The 17,293-nt window shown below is 69.8% G+C and carries 13 protein-coding genes; 8 read left to right on the plus strand and 5 right to left on the minus strand.

Translation table 11 applies throughout. From position 1 onward, the window contains the following. The first annotated feature begins 209 nt into the window (after positions 1-209). The 8 genes from KF684_03295 (at position 210) to KF684_03330 (ending at position 9,679) form a co-directional block, all read left to right on the plus strand. Positions 210-2,138: a DNA topoisomerase VI subunit B gene (locus tag KF684_03295; GenBank protein MBX3351934.1), complete on the plus strand. Its 1,929-nt coding sequence runs from the start codon at positions 210-212 to the stop codon at positions 2,136-2,138. A 34-nt stretch (positions 2,139-2,172) separates the two neighbouring features. Next, the gene (locus KF684_03300; GenBank protein MBX3351935.1) at positions 2,173-3,369 is read left to right on the plus strand and encodes a DNA topoisomerase IV subunit A; all 1,197 of its coding nucleotides are present in this window, start codon (positions 2,173-2,175) and stop codon (positions 3,367-3,369) included. Between the two features lie 198 nt (positions 3,370-3,567). Beyond that, on the plus strand, positions 3,568-4,221 hold the full coding sequence (locus KF684_03305; protein ID MBX3351936.1) for a response regulator: 654 nt from the start codon (positions 3,568-3,570) through the stop codon (positions 4,219-4,221). Between the two features lie 542 nt (positions 4,222-4,763). Beyond that, positions 4,764-6,275 carry a TolB family protein gene (locus tag KF684_03310; protein MBX3351937.1) on the plus strand — a complete coding sequence of 504 codons (1,512 nt, stop codon included), beginning with the start codon at positions 4,764-4,766 and terminating at the stop codon, positions 6,273-6,275. 130 nt (positions 6,276-6,405) lie between these two features. Then, positions 6,406-7,221 carry a hypothetical protein gene (locus KF684_03315; protein ID MBX3351938.1) on the plus strand — a complete coding sequence of 272 codons (816 nt, stop codon included), beginning with the start codon at positions 6,406-6,408 and terminating at the stop codon, positions 7,219-7,221. Positions 7,222-7,267: 46 nt separating this feature from the next. Next, positions 7,268-7,444, plus strand: a complete 177-nt coding sequence (locus KF684_03320; GenBank protein ID MBX3351939.1) for a hypothetical protein — start codon at positions 7,268-7,270, stop codon at positions 7,442-7,444. A 41-nt stretch (positions 7,445-7,485) separates the two neighbouring features. Continuing rightward, positions 7,486-8,535, plus strand: coding sequence for a tyrosine recombinase XerC (locus tag KF684_03325; protein ID MBX3351940.1), 1,050 nt, complete (start codon positions 7,486-7,488; stop codon positions 8,533-8,535). 76 nt (positions 8,536-8,611) lie between these two features. After that, complete coding sequence (locus tag KF684_03330) at positions 8,612-9,679, plus strand: FKBP-type peptidyl-prolyl cis-trans isomerase (GenBank protein ID MBX3351941.1); 1,068 nt, start codon at positions 8,612-8,614, stop codon at positions 9,677-9,679. A gap of 78 nt (positions 9,680-9,757) precedes the next feature. Here KF684_03330 and KF684_03335 read toward each other — a convergent pair whose 3' ends face one another. The 5 genes from KF684_03335 to KF684_03355 all read right to left on the minus strand — a co-directional run bounded on the left by KF684_03335 (position 9,758) and on the right by KF684_03355 (position 17,273). Continuing rightward, the gene (locus tag KF684_03335; protein ID MBX3351942.1) at positions 9,758-11,296 is read right to left on the minus strand and encodes a sigma-54-dependent Fis family transcriptional regulator; all 1,539 of its coding nucleotides are present in this window, start codon (positions 11,294-11,296) and stop codon (positions 9,758-9,760) included. After that, positions 11,293-12,270 (minus strand): hypothetical protein, encoded by a 978-nt coding sequence (locus KF684_03340; protein MBX3351943.1) that lies wholly within the window; start codon positions 12,268-12,270, stop codon positions 11,293-11,295. Before KF684_03340 ends, KF684_03335 begins: the two co-directional genes overlap by 4 nt. Before the next feature lie 2 nt (positions 12,271-12,272). Then, the gene (gene flgN / locus KF684_03345) at positions 12,273-12,776 is read right to left on the minus strand and encodes a flagellar export chaperone FlgN (protein MBX3351944.1); all 504 of its coding nucleotides are present in this window, start codon (positions 12,774-12,776) and stop codon (positions 12,273-12,275) included. A gap of 65 nt (positions 12,777-12,841) precedes the next feature. Then, positions 12,842-15,430, minus strand: a complete 2,589-nt coding sequence (locus KF684_03350) for a tetratricopeptide repeat protein (protein ID MBX3351945.1) — start codon at positions 15,428-15,430, stop codon at positions 12,842-12,844. A gap of 175 nt (positions 15,431-15,605) precedes the next feature. Then, on the minus strand, positions 15,606-17,273 hold the full coding sequence (locus KF684_03355) for an RDD family protein (GenBank protein ID MBX3351946.1): 1,668 nt from the start codon (positions 17,271-17,273) through the stop codon (positions 15,606-15,608). Between the last annotated feature and the right edge of the window lie 20 nt (positions 17,274-17,293).

Genomic DNA, 17,293 nt, shown 5'->3' on the forward strand with positions numbered 1-17,293 from the left:
CGAGGCTTAGCGCGCTCCTGAGCCCAAGTCCCTTGCTTTCCCTTGGGTTACGGGCGCGGAGCTTACCCAGGTTGACACGGGCGCGCGCGAGACGGGCCCAACATGGCTATCCTCGCCCCCCGCGGCCTTGGCCGCGATCGGATGATCGTCCCGCCACGGAGGTCGGGACCGCCCCACTGCCACACCCCGACGAGGGAGCGTCGTCGTTCATGGCGAAAGACAGCAAGCCCCGCCCACGAGGCGAACGCCGCGCCACTGCCGAGAGCATGGCCTCGCAGCAGCGCGAGATCTCGGTCTCCGAGTTCTTCGCGAAGAACCGCCACCTGCTGGGCTTCGACAACCCGCGCAAGGCGCTGCTCACCACGGTCAAGGAGGCGGTCGACAACTCCCTCGACGCGTGCGAGGAGGCGGGCATCCTCCCCGACCTGCTCGTGCGGATCGAGCACCTCAAGTCGGCGGGAGAGGGGCGCTACCGCGTCACGGTGCAGGACAACGGGCCGGGCATCGTGCGCAAGCAGGTCGAGCGTGTGTTCGGCTCGCTGCTCTACGGCTCGAAGTTCCACCGTCTCAAGATGAGCCGCGGCCAGCAGGGCATCGGCATCTCCGCCGCCGGCATGTACGGGCTGATGACCACCGGCAAGCCGGTGCGCATCGTGAGCAAGACCGCGAAGAACAAGCCGGCGCACGAGGTCATCCTCAAGATGGACACCTCGAAGAACCGCGCCGATGTCGTCGACGACAACGAGCGCCCGGAGCTCGACGATCTGTTCGGCGAGGGCCACGGCACGCGCGTCGAGATCGAGCTGGAGGGCAAGTACCTCAAGGGGCGCGCCAGCGTCGACGAGTACATCGAGCTCACCGCGATCGCCAACCCCCACGCCAGCTTCACCTACATCGCCCCCCCCCAGAGCGGCGACGACGGGCCGCGCGAATATTCCTACCCGCGCGGCGTCGAGGAGCTGCCCCCCGAGGCCCGGGAGATCCAGCCGCACCCCCACGGCATCGAGCTGGGCACGCTGATCCAGATGCTCGAACGCACCGAGAGCACGCAGCTGGGCGCGTTCTTCAAGAACGAGTTCTCGCGCGTGTCGTCCAAGGTCAGCCAGGAGATCTGCGAGCACGCGGGTCTCACCGAGCGCTCGTGGGTGAAGCAGATCGGCCACGCCGAGGCGGAGAAGCTGTTCAAGGCGATCCAGGATGTGAAGATCATGGCGCCCCCGACGGATTGTCTGAGCCCGATCGGCGCCAAGACGCTCATCAAGGGGCTGCAGAAAGAGCTGAAGCCGGACTTCATCGCCGTGAGCTCGCGCCCCCCTGCGGTGTATCGGGGAAGGCCCTTCCTGATCGAGGCCGGCGTCGCGTTCGGAGGGAACCTGCCGGCGGATGATTCGGCCAATGTCTTCCGCTTCGCCAACCGCGTGCCGCTCCAGTATCAGCAGAGCGCGTGCGCGACCTTCAAGGCGGTCCTCGACACCGACTGGAAGCGCTACGGGCTGCAGCACCCGCGCGGGGCTGCGCCCGTCGGCCCGCTCGTCGTGATGATCCACATGGCCAGCGTGTGGGTGCCCTTCACCAGCGAGAGCAAAGAGGCGATCGCCGACTACGACGAGATCCGCAAGGAGATGAAGCTCGCCCTGCAGGAGTGCGGGCGCAAGCTCGGAATCTATCTGCGTCGTCGCCAGAAGATGAAGCGCGAGGGCGAGCGTCGCTCGCTCTTCGAGCGCTACATCGGCGAAGTGGCCAAGGCCTGCGGCACGATCACCGGGCTCGACCCGGCGCCCATCTACGAGGCGCTGAAAGCGACGGCGGCGAAGAAGACCGAACGCGCCGACATCGAGCTCGACGAGGAGGGAAACCTCATCAAGACGCCGGCCAAGCGGCGCGACGAGCTGCTCGGCGACGAGACGGTCTACATGAAGGAAACGCCCGAAGAGGCGGAGAACTTCGGCATGGGCGACGAGCCCGTCCGCCGGCCCGCGCCCGGCCGCGAGGCCGACGACGGGGACGACGCCGCGATCGGGCCGGCGCTCGCGTCGGAGCCGAAGCCCCTGAAGAAAAAGAAGAAGGTCATCGTCAAGAAGGTCAAGAAGAAGCGCCAGCCGTCGCACGGGGACGGGTCGGCGGCGCTGTTCGGCTGAGTGAGGCGAAGAACACCCAACGGAGTGCGGCGTGATGGCCGAGCGATCGGTGCAGAAGAAGACAACGACGAAGCGCAGCGCGGGCGACACCAAGCGCGCCGAGATCGCGCGGTCGAAGCGCGAGGGCGACAAGGTCACCGCGGACCGCATCGTCAAGCTGGCGGAGCGCGTGATCGAGGTGTCGCTGGGCCAGGCCGACCGCAAGGCCGAGGGCGACCCGTACTTCGATGTCCCGACGCGAGCGCTCTCGAACACGAGGTTCAACGCGAAGAAGCGCCGGCTCGAGATGGGCAGCGCCACGCAGCGGCGCAACTTCTTCAACGCCAGTCAGGCGCGCAAGTTCATGCAGTCGCTCCTGCTCGCCGGCGGGTGCAAGGACCTGATCGAGCAGGAAAAGACGCTCAGTCTCCGCGGCATGTACTACCGCTCGCTGCACACGATCGCCGGGACGAAGGAAAAGACCTTCGACGACCAGACCGAGAGCGACGCCGTGCTCGAGGACCTCGAGGTGTCTCTGGGCGCGCTGCGCGAGCAGCTGCACGTCTTCGCGAAGAAACGCGGGACCATGGTGGGCAACATCACCATCACCGACAACGGCGACGAGATCGACTGCCGGCGCATGGGCTCGGGCGGGTACGCGATCCCCAGCATCTGCGAGCCGGATGTCATCCAGTTCGGCAAGTGCGAGGCGAAGTTCATCCTGCATGTCGAGAAGGACACCGTCTGGTCGCGCTTCAACGAGGACCGCTTCTGGGAGAAGCACAACTGCATCCTGACCGAGGGCAGCGGGCAGCCCCCTCGCGGCGTGCGCCGGCTCCTGCATCGCATGCACCACGAGCTGAAACTGCCGGTGTTCTGCCTGCTCGATTGCGACCCGTGGGGGCACTACATCTACAGCGTCATGAAGCAGGGGTCGATCAACCTCGCGTACGAGAGCGAGCGCATGGCGATCCCCGAGGCGAAGTTCCTGGGCATCCGGGCCATCGACTACGACCGCTGCGAGCTGAGCGACGACGTGCAGATCGAACTCAACGACAAGGACACCGCGCGCGCCAAGCAGATCGCCGCCTACCCGTGGTTCAAGGACAACAAGCCCTGGCAGCGGGAAATCGAGAAAATGCTCCGAAATGGCTTCAAAATGGAGGTTGAATCCCTCATCACCAAGGACATCTCGTACGTGACCGAGGTGTATGTGCCCGAGCGCCTGAAGGCCAAGGACTGGCTGGACTGAACCGAAGCATCCCGGGCGTGAAGCCCCATGGCCTGGCCAAACCCGGGGCTTTCCCCGGTTCATTGCCGGGCGCAGCCAGAATCGGGTATGCTCGTATACTCACGGCTCGATACTGAAGGGGTACTTCTGCCCCTCAGATCTCTGGACCCGGCAGCCGCTCCGGGGGCACCTCTACTCTCCGTCGGGAGACTCGTCGCTATGGGATCGCCGAAAGGCACAGACGACAACGCGCCGCAGAGCGTGAATTCGGATCTTCCCGAGAGCGTGCTCGTCGCGGAAGATGACATGCTCATCGCTCGCAGCGTCCGCGAGATGCTCGAATCGATGGGCATCCGGGTGGTCGGGCTCGCGCCCAACGGGGCCAAGGCCATCGAGATCGCCGAAAAAACCCCCCCCGACGCCGCCGTCCTCGATATCCGCATGCCCGAGATCGACGGCATCGAGGTCGCGAAGACCCTCTGGGCCACGAAGGGGATTCCCTGCGTCCTGCTGACGGCGTACGGGAGCGACGAGTACATCAACGGCGCCGTCACGGCGCAGGCCTTCGGGTATGTGCTCAAGCCCGTGACGCCGGAGGGTTTGCGTGCAGCGCTCGCCCTCGCCTGGGCCAATTCACGCCGCCAGACCGACCGCGACACGGCTCTGGCAGACCTGCGTCGGACCCTCGACCACCGGAAGCTGACCGAGCGGGCGAAGTGGCGCCTCGTCGAGCTCGGCTCGATGCGCGAGCCGGACGCCCACCTCCTGCTCCAGCGTGCTGCTCGGACCTCTCGCCGCTCCCTCGCCGAGATCGCGCAGGTCGTGCTCGAGTCAGATGATCCGGTGTCCGCCCTCCGTTCCGGCGCGCGCTGACGCGGGCGCAGGGACGCCAGCCAAATTGCCCAATGTGACAACTCTCGTGCTTTCGCGCCATCCGTGCGCGCGAAGGTCGCGTGAAAGTGCCGGAAACGCCCAAACTTGGGCTTGGACTCGGCGCGAGAATCGGTACGCTGTGGCTCTGCGACACCTCGCGTGGCGCGACATGGACATGCACCCGAAGCGTCCGCGGCCCGGCCACGGGATCCGAGCTCCTTGGAGGAGGAGCTTGGGATTCGTGACGGGCCGCGACGCGTTTTGCTGGCTCGCTCGCCCAGAATCACTCGGGGCGGCGCGAGATCCGGCGGTCTTTTTCGGACGGGACTTATCTTGGCGTTGGAACGGGCCGATCGAGGTTCCGGGACCAGCCCGCGGCTCAAGCGTCGCGGGTCCTGAGTCCGATAAGGGCCCGGACGCGGAGCGTCAGGGAGCACTAGACCTCCTGCGAGAGGCGAACCTCCTCGCAGCGACCCGGCGGAGCCGGAACGACCCACGACACCAACGCGGCCGAGCACTCGCCGCCGCGGAGGAGCCGTCCGATGCTCGTCAACCGCTTCGCCATCCCCTCTCGTCGCTCGCTCGCTCTTGTGCTGACGCCGGCCCTCCTTGCCGCCCTCGCTGGCTGCTCGATGCAGGCCCGTCCCATGCAGGCGAGCCGCACCCCTGCGACTCCCCAGGCGTCGGGTGCGACCAAGCCCTCGCAGACCACGGCGCAGGCCCAGCCCCCTGTCGATCCGAGCGACCCGTTCGCGATCGCCACCGCACCGGGCGGGAACTCGGGCGCGTCGGCCGATCCGTTCGCGCCCTGGAGCGCCCCGAACCAGCACAACGCCTCCCCCAACATTTTCGGGGAGTTGAGCGGCACAAACGGCGCGTCCTCGTCGAGCGACGACTTCTCCGAGAACCTCCGCCAGATCACCTTCGCGCAGATCGGCTCCGACTTCCACCCCGACATCTCCCGCGACGGCAAGTGGATCGTCTTCGCGTCCACGCAGCACAGCCAGACCTCCGACCTGTACATCAAGCCCGTCGGCAGCAAGGCGGTCACTCGCCTCACCAACGACCCGGGCCAGGACGTGATGCCCGCCTTCTCGCCCGATGGGCGCCGCCTCGCGTTCGCGTCCAACCGCAACGGGTCGTGGGACCTCTATGTGATGTCCACCGGCGGCGGGCAGCCCATCCAGCTCACCGCGGATTCGGGCCACGAGCTGCACCCCACCTGGTCTCCCGACGGCAGGCACCTCGCGTTCTGCCGGCTCAACCCGGCGTCGAACAAGTGGGAACTGTGGGTCGTCGATTCGATGAACCCGGGCGTCGCCCGCTTCATCGGGCACGGCCTCTTCCCGCGCTGGAGCCCCACCGGCGACACTATCGCCTTCCAGCGCTCGCGAGATCGGGGCGACCGCTTCTTCGCGATCTGGACCATCGACTTCGTCGAGGGCGAGGCAATCAACCCCACCGAGATCGCCTCCTCGCCGGTCGCCGCCTTCATCAATCCGACCTGGTCGCCCGACGGGCGCCGCCTCGCCTTCGCCGCTGTCCCGAACCCGCACGGCGGGATGGGCTCTTCCCCTGATGCGCGCCCCCACGCGTCAGACATCTGGATGGTCGAGCTCGACGGCTCGGGGCGCTCGCGCCTCACCGGGGGCAACTTCGTCAACCTGATGCCGGTCTGGGCCCCGGACTGGCGCCTGTACTTCGTCTCCGATCGCGGCGGCAACGACAACATCTGGTCGCTCCAGCCCGAGCGCGCCCTCATCGCGTCGCGCGGCGAGGCCCCGGGCGTCTATTCCCAGCGCAGCCCCGAGCAGCGCGGCGTGAACCGGCCCCAGGGCTCGACCAACACCGGCTTCACCTCCCGACCCTCCTCCGGCGGGCCCGCGATGACGCAGGGACGCGACGATGTCATCCAGCCCGGCTCGCCCGAGGCCATCGTTCGCGGCATCCCCACGCCGGTCGCTGCGCCCCAGAGCCCGCCGGCCCGGCGCACGAGCAACCCGACCAACTTCGTCTTCGCCCCCGAGCGTGACACGACCGGACCCGAGCAATGATTGACTGAACCCGGCGCGGCGCACGCGTCGCGACGATTGCACGAACCCGAGGCGAAGCGCCGAGGGTGAACAGACCACGATTCGCTGAACGACACGCGCGGGCGGAGCCCCGCGGAAAGGCACGGACGCCATGACAACCGCACAGCGCATGCTTGCGCACCGAGCCCTCGCGCTACTCATCGTCGCGACACTGCCGGCCCTGGCCGCCTGCTCGTCGACGATGCCCAGAGAGACGCTCCACGCGCCGCGCGTCCTTGTCGCACCCTACCAGCAGGGACGGGCCGGACAACCCGAAGTCGTCTGGGCGGTCGCCCCGCTTCGCAACGAGTCCGGCGTCACCCTCGTCGACCCGCTGCTCGTCAGCGACGCGCTCACCTACCAGTTCGAGCAGATCCGCGGCGTCACGACGCTGCCGGTCAACCGCACCATCGGCGTGATGCGCGCCATCGGGCTCGCCTCCATCGACTCGCCCGAACAGGCCTACGCGCTCATCGAGGCGATGGGCGTCGACGGGCTCATCGTCGGCTCGATCACCGCCTACGACCCCTACGACCCGCCCAAGCTCGGCATGGCGATCGGCCTCTTCGCTCGCCCCGGCTCGCTCGGGACGCCCTCGCGGTCCTCGCTCGATCCCCTCACGAACAACCCCTCGGCGATGAACGCCGCGACGACCGACTCGCAGATCGAACTCACCGGCGCCGAACTCGCGCCGCTGGCCTTCGCGTCCGAGCACCTCGACGCGAAGAGCCACGAGGTGCAGATGGCTGTCCAGGCCTACGCCCAGGGACGCAGCGACACTGTATCGGCCCTCGGATGGCGCCGATATCTGGCAAGCATGCCGCTGTACGCGGACTTCGCGAGCTACCGGCTCGCGGAACGGCTCCTCGACGCGGAGCGACTGCGACTGACACGGGCCCTGGTCAGCGGGGCCGAGACACCGAAATAACCCCCGGCGACGGATCGCCGGGTTGTGAAGAACGACACGACCGGCGATGGACCGCCCCACTCACCAGCCCGAGCACCAAGCAACAGACGCGTCCCGACGCGAGCGTGACTTCACGCTTCGCAAAGGCGATCACATCTACCGACTGCGCGCCGACGCGACCTCTGAGCGAGCCCTGCTCGAGCAGATCGCGCGGATCGCGAGGCCCACCCGCCGCGCCGCCTGAACCAACCACCACGCCGCTCTCCAGACGAAAGAGACCCACCCATGAGCGCCACGAGCCCGCTTCCCCTGATCAACGCGTTCCTCGCGTACCTCACCGACGAGCGGCACTTCAGCCCCTACACGGCGCGCTGCTACGGCGCCGACCTTCGACAGTTCGTGGACTTCCTCTCCGACGACCTGAGCATCGCCCCCGACGAGGCCGCCGAGCGCAAGGCCTTCGACCTCGCCCAGTCCGAAGCCGCGCGCAACCAGGGCCAGGCGCCCAAGGTCGCCGGCTCCATCGGCCCCGGCGCGACGATCACCGCGGTGCTCTGCGCCATCGACCCCGATCAGATCCGCAAGTACCTCGCCCACCTGGGCGACCAGCAGTACTCGCCCGCGACGATGGCGCGCAAGATCGCCACCCTTCGCTCGTTCTACAAGTGGGCCGAACGGCGCGGGCTCGTGCCTCGCAACCCGATGACGCTCATCCGCACGCCGCGACAGAACAAGCGCCTGCCCAAGGCCATCACGATCGAGCAGATCGAACTCCTGCTCTCGGCGCCCGACGACAAGGACGTGCTGGGCGGGCGCGACCGCGCCATCCTCGAGACGCTCTACTCCACGGGTATCCGAATCTCCGAACTCGTCGACCTCGAGATCGAAGACCTCGACGAAACCGGCGAGGCCCTCCATGTTCGCGGCAAGGGCAAGAAGGAGCGCATCGTCCCCCTGGGCACCCACGCGCTGAACTCCATCCGCGTCTACGCCCGACTCCTGCGCAACGACCCGCGCTTCGCCGGGGTCTGGGGCGAGGACCGCAAGATCCGCCCGCTCTTCGTCAACAAGCACGGCGGGCGCCTCTCCTCACGCTCGGTCCGTCGCAAGCTCGACAAGTACCTCAAGGAAGTGGGCCTCGACCCCTCCATCAGCCCCCACACCCTCCGGCACTCCTTCGCGACCCACCTGCTGGACAACGGCGCCGACCTGCGCTCCGTCCAGGAGCTCCTGGGGCACCAGTCGCTGAGCACCACTCAGGTCTACACCCACCTGACCGCCCAGCGTCTGCGCAAGGCCTACGACGGCGCCCACCCCAGGGCCGAGGCGAGCTGAGCCGGGATTCCCGGACGCGAAAGGTGATTTGGGGCTCGCTGGGAACGAAATCGGCTCGGGGGCGTACACTGGTCGCATGACCAAGCCCACTAGCCGCCTCGTGCTGGCGTTCGCGTCGCTGCTCGGCCTCTCGGCCGGGATTGCCGTCGCCCAGAACGCAGCGTCTCAGCCCGCCGCCATCCCCGCCGACCAGCTCCCGGAGATCGTCCCGGACGCGCTGCTCGACGACATCATGAACGCGATGTCCGGCTCGTTTGTTTCGAGCGGGCTGCGGATCCACATCACGCCGATCCGCGCGATCGACGCGGACCGCGTCCTCTTCGCCGCCGCCGAGACCGGCGAGGGCGACACGATGGGCCAGGTCTTCTTCCACATCTTCCGGTTCGAGGGCCAGCCGCGCATCCGCATGGTGCGCCTGCCCGGCGGCGCCGCCGCCGCCCCCGGCCTCTACGCCGCGATGGACGCGATCGGCGCTGTCCAGCTCGGCCAGCTCGACGTCACCGGCGACCTCACGCCCGTCTTCGACGCAGCGACCGGTCGGCTCCAGATCTCGTCCGAGCGCCCGATGCCCACCTACGCCGGCGGCGCGATCGCCATGAACTCCCGCTTCGAGTTCACCCCCTCCGGCATGACCATCTCCGAGAACGGCGTCGACATCGCCGGCGCCACCGTCTGGACCTTCCCAGAAGGCGACGACGGCAACCTCCGTCGCGTCGGCCCGGCCCCTGTCGCGGTCCAGACCGACACCGGCCTGCGCTACCACATCATCGCCGAGGGCGACGAGCACGCCCAGGTCGGCGTCAAGGGCGACACCTACACCGTCAACTACACCGGCTGGCTCCCCAGCGGCCAGATGTTCGACACCAGCAAGCAGCCCGGCCGCGAGCCCTTCACCGTCCAGATCCCCGGCGGCGTCATCCAGGGCTGGAACGAGGGCCTCATCGGCATGAAGGTCGGCGAGAAGCGTCGCCTCTTCATCCCCCCGGCGCTCGGTTACGGCGAGCGCGGCGCCGGCAACGTCATCCCGCCCAACTCCTGGCTCATCTTCGACGTCGAGCTCCTCTCCCTCGCCAAGGAGGGCTCCGTCCCGGCCGGCGAGCGTCACCCCCACGACCACGACGGCGACGGCATCCCCGATCACTGATCGGACAACACCCTCGCGACAGCAACGCTCACGAGCAGACTTTCAACGCACGCCCCGGCGTGCGTTTTTTCGTGCGCGTCACAGGTCTTCCGCGACCAGCCGGTCTTCCTTCCACTTCTTCAGTTTCAGCCCGAGCGTGCGCACGCCGATGCCCAGCGCCTCGGCGGTCTTCTGGCGATGCCCACGGAACCGCCCCAGCGTCTCGACGATCACCTGACGCTCGATCTCCTCCAGCGTCGGCACGCGATCACGCGGGATGATCGGGCCAAGCCCGGAGAGCACGCTGTCCACGCCCTCGCCCATCGGCTTGGGTTCGACGACACCCACCGGCGCGCGCGCCGAGGCGAGCGGGGCGCCGGCAGCGACCGGTGTGTGGTTCGGGGTCACGCTGGCCAGCGCCGCGGAACCCGGCGAGTCGAGCCACGGGCTCAGCAGGCGCTCGTCGATGGCCCGTCCCCGGGAAAGCACGACGGCGCGCTCCATGAGGTTCTGCAGCTCGCGCACATTGCCCGGCCAGCGATACGCGGTCAGCACGCCCATCGCCGCGTCGCTGACGACCGGCGCCTCAACGCCCTCGCGCGCCGCGGCCTGCGCCACGAAATGATTCGCCAGCATCGGGATGTCCTCGGCGCGCTCGCGCAGCGCCGGGAGGCGCAGCGGGAGCACGTTGAGCCGGTAATACAGGTCCTGGCGGAACGCGCCCCTCGCGACCTCCCCGGGCAGGTCGCGGTTGGTCGTCGCGATCACGCGCACGTCCACGCCGATGGTCGTCGACGAGCCGACACGCTCGAAACTGCGCTCCTGCAGCACGCGCAGCAGCTTGGCCTGGATCTGCGGCGCCACCTCGCTGATCTCGTCGAGCAGCAGCGTGCCCCGGTCGGCGAGCTCGAAACGCCCCTTGCGCAGCCGGTCCGCCCCGGTGAACGCGCCCTTCTCGTGCCCGAACAGCTCGCTCTCGAGCAGACTCTCGGCGAGCGCCGGGCAGTTCATCGCGAGGAACGGCTCGACGGAGCGGGTCGACAGCTCGTGGATCGCCCGGGCGAAGACCTCTTTGCCCACGCCCGACTCGCCGCTGATGAGCACCGTGCCCTGCGCCGACGCGATGGCGCGGATCTGTTCCTTCGCCTCGCGCATCGCGGGCGAATCACCGACGATGCGATCGATCCCTCGCGGGCCCGAGGAGCGGTCTGCGCCGCCGGCGCTTTCGGCGCTGGTCGTGCCCCCGAGCCGGAGGACCGCGTTCTCGCGCTTGAGTCGCGCGTGCTCGATGCCCCGCTTGACAGCGATGAGCAGCTCGTCGCCCTCGAAGGGTTTGGTGATGTAGTCGAACGCGCCGAGCTTCATCGCTTTGACAGCGGTGCCGACATCGCCGAACGCGGTCATGAGCACCACGGGCAGGTCGTCGTCGAACTCGCGCACGTGCTCGAGCAGCTCGACGCCGGTCAGCCCGGGCATCTTCAGGTCGGTCACGACGCAGTCGGGCCGGCGCTTCGCGATGATCTCGAGGGCCGCCTGCCCGTTCGACGCCGCGAGAATAGTGAACCCGGCGCGCTGCAGGGTGGCCCCCACACTGTCGCGCATCATCTCCTTGTCATCCACGACCAGCACGGTGCTCATCGAACTCGCTCCTGGGTTTCTTCCCCGGTTGTAACCGCCTGCATGTTCCGCGCGTCCCGTCGTTCCGGGAGCAGTATCTCGACGACCGTCCCGCCCCCGGCCCGGTCGCGCACCCGGACGCGCCCGCCGTGCGCGTCGACGATGCGGTGCACGATCGCCAGCCCGAGCCCCGTGCCGGTGTGACGCGTCGTGAAGAACGGGTTGAACATCCGCTTCTTCACCTGGTCGGGCACGCCGGGGCCGTTGTCCTCGACGATCAGCGCGACCATCCGCTTCGCGCCGTCGCGATCGCGCACGCGCACGCGTTGGGCGTCGAGACGCACGAACGGGTCCGCCGGGCGGCGCTCGATCGGCATCTCCGCCAGCGCCTCGGCGGCGTTGCGCACCACGTTCACCAGCGCCTGCTGCAACAGCCCGGCGTCGGCCGCGAATGCGATGTCCTCGGCGCGCGCCGCGAACCTGGCGTCCAGCGTCGCGCCCGACGACTCGAGCTGCGGCGAGCAGGTCTCCGCCGCCTTCGACAGCGCCTCGCTCGCCAGGCACCCGTCGGCTCGCGGCTCGATCCGCTTCGCGAAAGTCAGCACATCGCCCACGATCGCGTCCAGCCCCTTCACGCCTCGCGCGATTTTCTCCGCGACCTCGCGGCACTCGGGGCGGTCGCCCAGATCGCCCACGAGCAGGCGCGCGTACAGCCCGATCGACGCCAGCGGGTTGCGGATCTCGTGCGCGATGCCGGCGGCCATCTCGCCAAGCGCCGCCAGACGCTCGCTCCGGCGCAGGGCCTCGTTCGTCTCCCGGAGTTCGCGCTCGAGGCGCGCGACCTCGGCGCGCAGCGTCTCGTGCGTCGCCTGCAGCTTCGAGGTGACCTCGTTGAACGCCGTCAGCAGCTCCGCGAGGTCGCCGGGCGACAGGGACGCCCCCGGCGCGAGCGCCGCCGCCGGAGGGATCGGTGCTGGTGGGGTCGCGACGCTCATGGTCAGCCCTGCCGGTCCTGGTACCGGGGCCCCGCGCCGCCCTGCTGGCCATAAGCGTTGACCGCGCCGCGCGACTTGTTCACCCCCGCGATCTCTTCGGAGAGCGACTTCCGCCTCGCCGCCAGACGCGTGCGATCGCGATCGTCACGCTCGTTCACGCGGGCGGCGATATCCTGGATCGACGCGACCTGCTCTCGCAGACGCTCGCGCGTGTCGTGGTCGACGCCCCCGAGGATGCCGTCCCACTGGCCCTGCAAGGGGCGCAGCTCTTCCCCGGCGTCGAGCAACCGGTCGACGATGCGCTGGCGCTCCGCCAGAACGCCCAGCAGAACATCGGTGTCGTCCTCGTCGATCAGCGCCGACTGTCGCTCGCTCAGGTCGTTCAGCGCGATATAGAGACGCTCGTGCTCACCCAGCAGCGCGGCCAGGCGCGACGCGAGCCGCCCAGGGTCGGCGTGGGGGGATCGCTGGTTGCCGGGGGGAATCGGTCCGTTCGAGGCGGTCATCCGTGACCATCCTTTCGAGGAAGCGGCGCAGCGCGTCGCCTCGGGTCAGCGTGTCGTCCCCTGCCTCAGTCGGGCAGGCGGTGCGCCGCGAGCTCGGCCACGGAATCCAGCCAGCGCTCCCAATGACGCCGATCCATCGGCATGTCGGGGCGGTCGAAGGAATCCGCCGGCAGCTCTCGGAATCGCTGCCGGGCGCGCTCGTGCGCAGTTCTTGCTTCATCCCATCGGCCGGTCGCCGCGTACGCGTTCACAATCTGCACCATCGCGACCAGCGAGGCCGGGTCGTCGGAGAATCGCTGGGCGGCGGCGTCGTAGAACTCGATGGCCCGCGCGAAGTCGCCCAGGTCGAACGCGCAGTCCGCCCGGAAGAAGAACGCGTTGCGGACCGCGCTCGATTCGACCTCGTTCAGCCGGGCCCCGACGGGCTCGTCGAGGCGCAGCGCGACGCGCTCGTACTCAGCCATCGCCTGGCGCAGGCGCTCCTGGCGCAGGCGCTCCAGCTCTCGGCGCTGGCTCTCGGGCATGCCCTGTCGCAGCCGGTCGGCGAGCTCGCCCCCCGACTGGCGCAGGGCCTCGGCCAGGCGGAACCGCACGACGAGCCGATCGGGGGACTCCGGGTACCGCTCGAGCGACTCGGTCAGGCGCGAGATCGCCTCGGGGTGTCGCCCGGTCCGGAGCAGGTGACGCCCCAGCTCATCGAGGGCGACGCGGAACTCGGGCGCCGACGGCGCGATGATCTGCCCGCTGAGCACGCGCCGGAGCAGGTTCTCCGCCTCGGCGTCGTTGGTCTCGTCGCGATCGCGCAGCAGCGCCCTCGCGAGCGGGACATAGCTCCGGAATCCCTCCCCGGAGGATGGGTTCTCGGCGATCAGGTCGCGATAGAGGTTCACCGCCGGGGCCAGCTCCTCGCGCGCGTCGTGCGCCCTCGCGAGCCGGAACCGCGCCGAATCCCGGCGAGCGTCGTTGGGGCGCCCGTTCGCGTACTCGCCGAACCACCGGATCGCGCTCTCGAAGTCGCCCGCGAGGTCCGCGCTGTCCGCGGCGTGCCAGAGGGACTCGGCGAAGGCGCGGTCGTCCGAGCCGATCACCATCTGCGCGTGCCGCCGGAACTGCGTCGCCGCCTCGAGGTACCTGGTCTTGATCTCGCGCAGCGACACCGGGTCGGCCTCGTCGAGGCGCGAGCGATCTCCCGAGGGCGCCGACGCGTCCGCCTTGGAGTCCGCGAGCACGCGATGGGCGCGCGCCTGCGCGAGGGCCGCCCACGCGGGCGCGTCCTTCTCATCGCGCACGCGCTCCGCGAGCTGCGCGAAGCGGAGCGAGGACATCGGGTCGCCCCGCTCGAGGCGCTCCTCGGCGCGGTCGCGCAGACTCGCGATGATCCGCTGCGAGACGGGCGCTCGCGAAGGCGGGCCGAGCGGCTCAGGGACGCCGAGGGCGCCCTCGGCCCCGCCGCGCCGCAGGTCCTGCACCAGTGTCTCATAGGCCTCGGCCGACGCGTCGAAGTTGCCGAGCCCGCCCTCGGCTTCCGCGAGTCCCAGCCAGGCCTCGCGCGTGTCGGCCGAGCCGGCGAACGAGGTCGTCACGAAGGCGAACCGCTCACGCGCCTGCTCCGCGTCGCCTCGCTGCAGCGCGATGCGCGCGAGCATCACGTTCGCGCTGGCCCGCTTCTGATCGGTCGGCCCGAGCGTGGAGTCGGCCTGGTTGAGCCGGCGGATCGCCTCGTCGTGCTGCCCCAGATTGAAGTACGCCGTCCCCAGCAGAAGATAGAGCTCGCCGGCCTGCTCGCTGTCGAGACGGTCGATGCGCTGCATCTCGCGGAGCAGATGCCCGACCGCTTCGGCGTTGTAGCCCGCCTCGAGGCGAAGCTCGGCCTGGCGCGCGATGGTCCACGCGCGATCCCGCTCGTCCAGCGTCGGGTCGGCGCCCAGGCGCGTCAGCAGCGCCAACGCCTGCTCGAACCGCTGGGGCGTCCTGCTGTCCGAGGGCGAGTCTCGCAGCGAGTCCATCGCGGCGCGGATCACCTGCTTGAGCATCAGTTGGCGACGGTCGTCCGAATCGCTCGAGGGGATCTGGTTCACGCGCTCGATCGCGGCGTTCAGATCGCCCAGCGCCAGGTGCGCCTCGATGGTGCGCGCCAGCTCGCCGGCGTCCAGCGTCGCGCCCATCGATTCGAGCGTCTTCACCTCCGCGAGCACGCGCCGGTAGTTCTCTTCCGACCCCAGGTTCTTGGCGCGGATCTCGTGGGACATCGCGTTCAGGCGCAGCCGATGGAACTCGAGCCGCTTCGGCTCGGGCGCGTCGCCGACCCCGAGCTTCTCGAGCAGTTTCCCGTTCAGCTCCGCCAGCGAGCCCGTCGAGTCGCCCTCGTCGAGCATCGTCTGCGCGCGCGCCAGGGCCGCCTCCACGTCGAAATCCGGTTTCGTCGCGAACGCCGCGATGATGCCCCCCACGAAGAGCGCCGCGCCCAGCGCGAGCACCGGGGCCTGCCACAGGTCGCGCAGCGGCGGGCCGGAGCCGCCCCGTTTCGCCCCGCTTGCCGCCGCCGGCTTGTCGCGCTGCGCCTGCGCCAGAAGCGCGTCGATATCCGCCCCTCCGGGCGCCGGCGATGGCGCAGGGTTCTTCGACGACTCGGGCTGCTTCTTCGCGTCGCTCACGGCAGGCGCAGGGCTCCGATGGGCCGGCAACGCGACCCGGAGGCATTATCGGGCGTCCCGGCGCGATCGCTGGAACGCCACGCGTTCTATCGACCGGGGGCCCGCCTGCGTCCAGCCTCGCGACCTCTGCCACGCCCCTGCGCGTCCGCCCGGCCCCCACAGCCGGAACCCTGCGCTACTCGCCCCCGGGCCCGTCGGCGCCCTCGTCCACATCGGCGTCGGGCTCGCGCCGGATGCGCTGGGCGACCACCGTCCCGGAAACAAGGTCCCCCGGGTGACGCCGTCGCGGATCGAGGAACAGAAACAACGCAAAGGGCGGGAAAAGCAGCTTCACCAGCGTGCGTAGCGACGCCTGCCACAGACGCGCCCTTTCGCCCTTGAGCGTCATCGTGCGGCAGCGCAGGATCGTCTTCCCCAGCGTCCGGCCGAACAGCCACTCACCTGCCGCGCTGTGCACGCCCGTCAGCAGCACCGCGAGCCCGAACGCCAGCGACGCCATGGTCGTCGCGCTGTCCGACAGCACCATCGCCGCGAACAGCTCCGGGCCGGACACCCCCATCGCCGCCGCGACGATCGCCGTCGGGATCGCCAGATCGATCAGCACAGCGCCCACCCTGCGCAGGGGCGACGCGAGCGCGTAGCCCTCGGGCAGCGCGATCACCGCGTTCACCGCTTCTTCGGGGCGGAGCACGAAGATCAGGATCGTGAGCATCAGCGCGCCGGCGAGCAGCGCCAGCGACTGGATCTCGCGCCCGCTGACGACGGCGCTCGTTCGCGCAGGCCCGTCGTAGATCGTCGCCCCGGTGACGGCCGAGACGACCGTCGTGCGGAGGCGCGACGCGTCGCCGTCGCCCCGCCAGACCGCCACCACCGTGTCCCCGAGCCCGAACACCGCGAGCTCCGTGATCGCGTGCTCCACGGTCGCGAGGTCGTGGCTCCCGCCCTGGCGCAGCAGACGCAGCGCCACTCCACCGCTCTCGGTCAGGCGCGCCGCCACGAGAGACCCGGCGGCGGCGACGAGCGCCTCGTCGTCGCTGCGGAAATCGATCGTCTCGCGCTCCCAGGCGCCCGGCGCGCCGGCGCGCCACAGCAGCCCGTCGCGATCACCGGCCTGCGCCAGCACGAGCCGATCGCCAAGCGTCGCGATGCGCCCCGGCGCTCCGTGACGCCATTCTTCGGGCAGCGCAGAACGCTCCCACGACCTCGCGCCATCGGCAAGGAACAGCAGCGCGTCGCCGTCGTCGTCCAGCGCGGTCAGCAGCGCGTACACCCCGGCCGGCGTCATCGTCACGCCCGCGAATGCCCCTCGCCCGGGGAGCGAGGGCATCGCGATCGGGTCGCGGCGCGAGGGCGAGTAGTCCCACATCCCGGCGCCGGCGCCCGGCCTCGTCGTCACGGTCATCACACGCCGGATCAATCTGGCCTGCTCGGTGCGTCCGGCGACCACAGGTGTCTGCGTCGCGTCCCGCTCGGCGACACCCCCGGGGCGCGCGCCGTCGACGCGCTCCTCGCGCAGCACCATCACCAGACGCTGATCGCGAGCCGCGAGCGCCATGGGCGTATCCGCGACGCGCGGCCCCACGCGCAGGGACCCCGGCTCGAGCCCGGGAGGCATGTGATAAATCGACGGGAACGACACGGCGCGCTGCCCGGGGATCGCCACCCACCCGTGCTCGCCCGACGCGGCGGAGGGCAGCGCCACGACCACCCCGGGGCTCGCCCCGGCGTTCGCTTCGGAATCGTCGCTCGCCCGCGCGCCCACCGAGAGCAGCGCCACGCACGCGAACGCGACGGCCCGCAGACGGGCGAAACGGGGCAGCATGGTCGCGGCGGAGAGGGTCACGCGGCGATGATACCCCGCCC

The sequence above is a fragment of the Phycisphaeraceae bacterium genome, assembly GCA_019636675.1.
Classification (GTDB): Bacteria; Planctomycetota; Phycisphaerae; order Phycisphaerales; family UBA1924; genus JAHBXC01.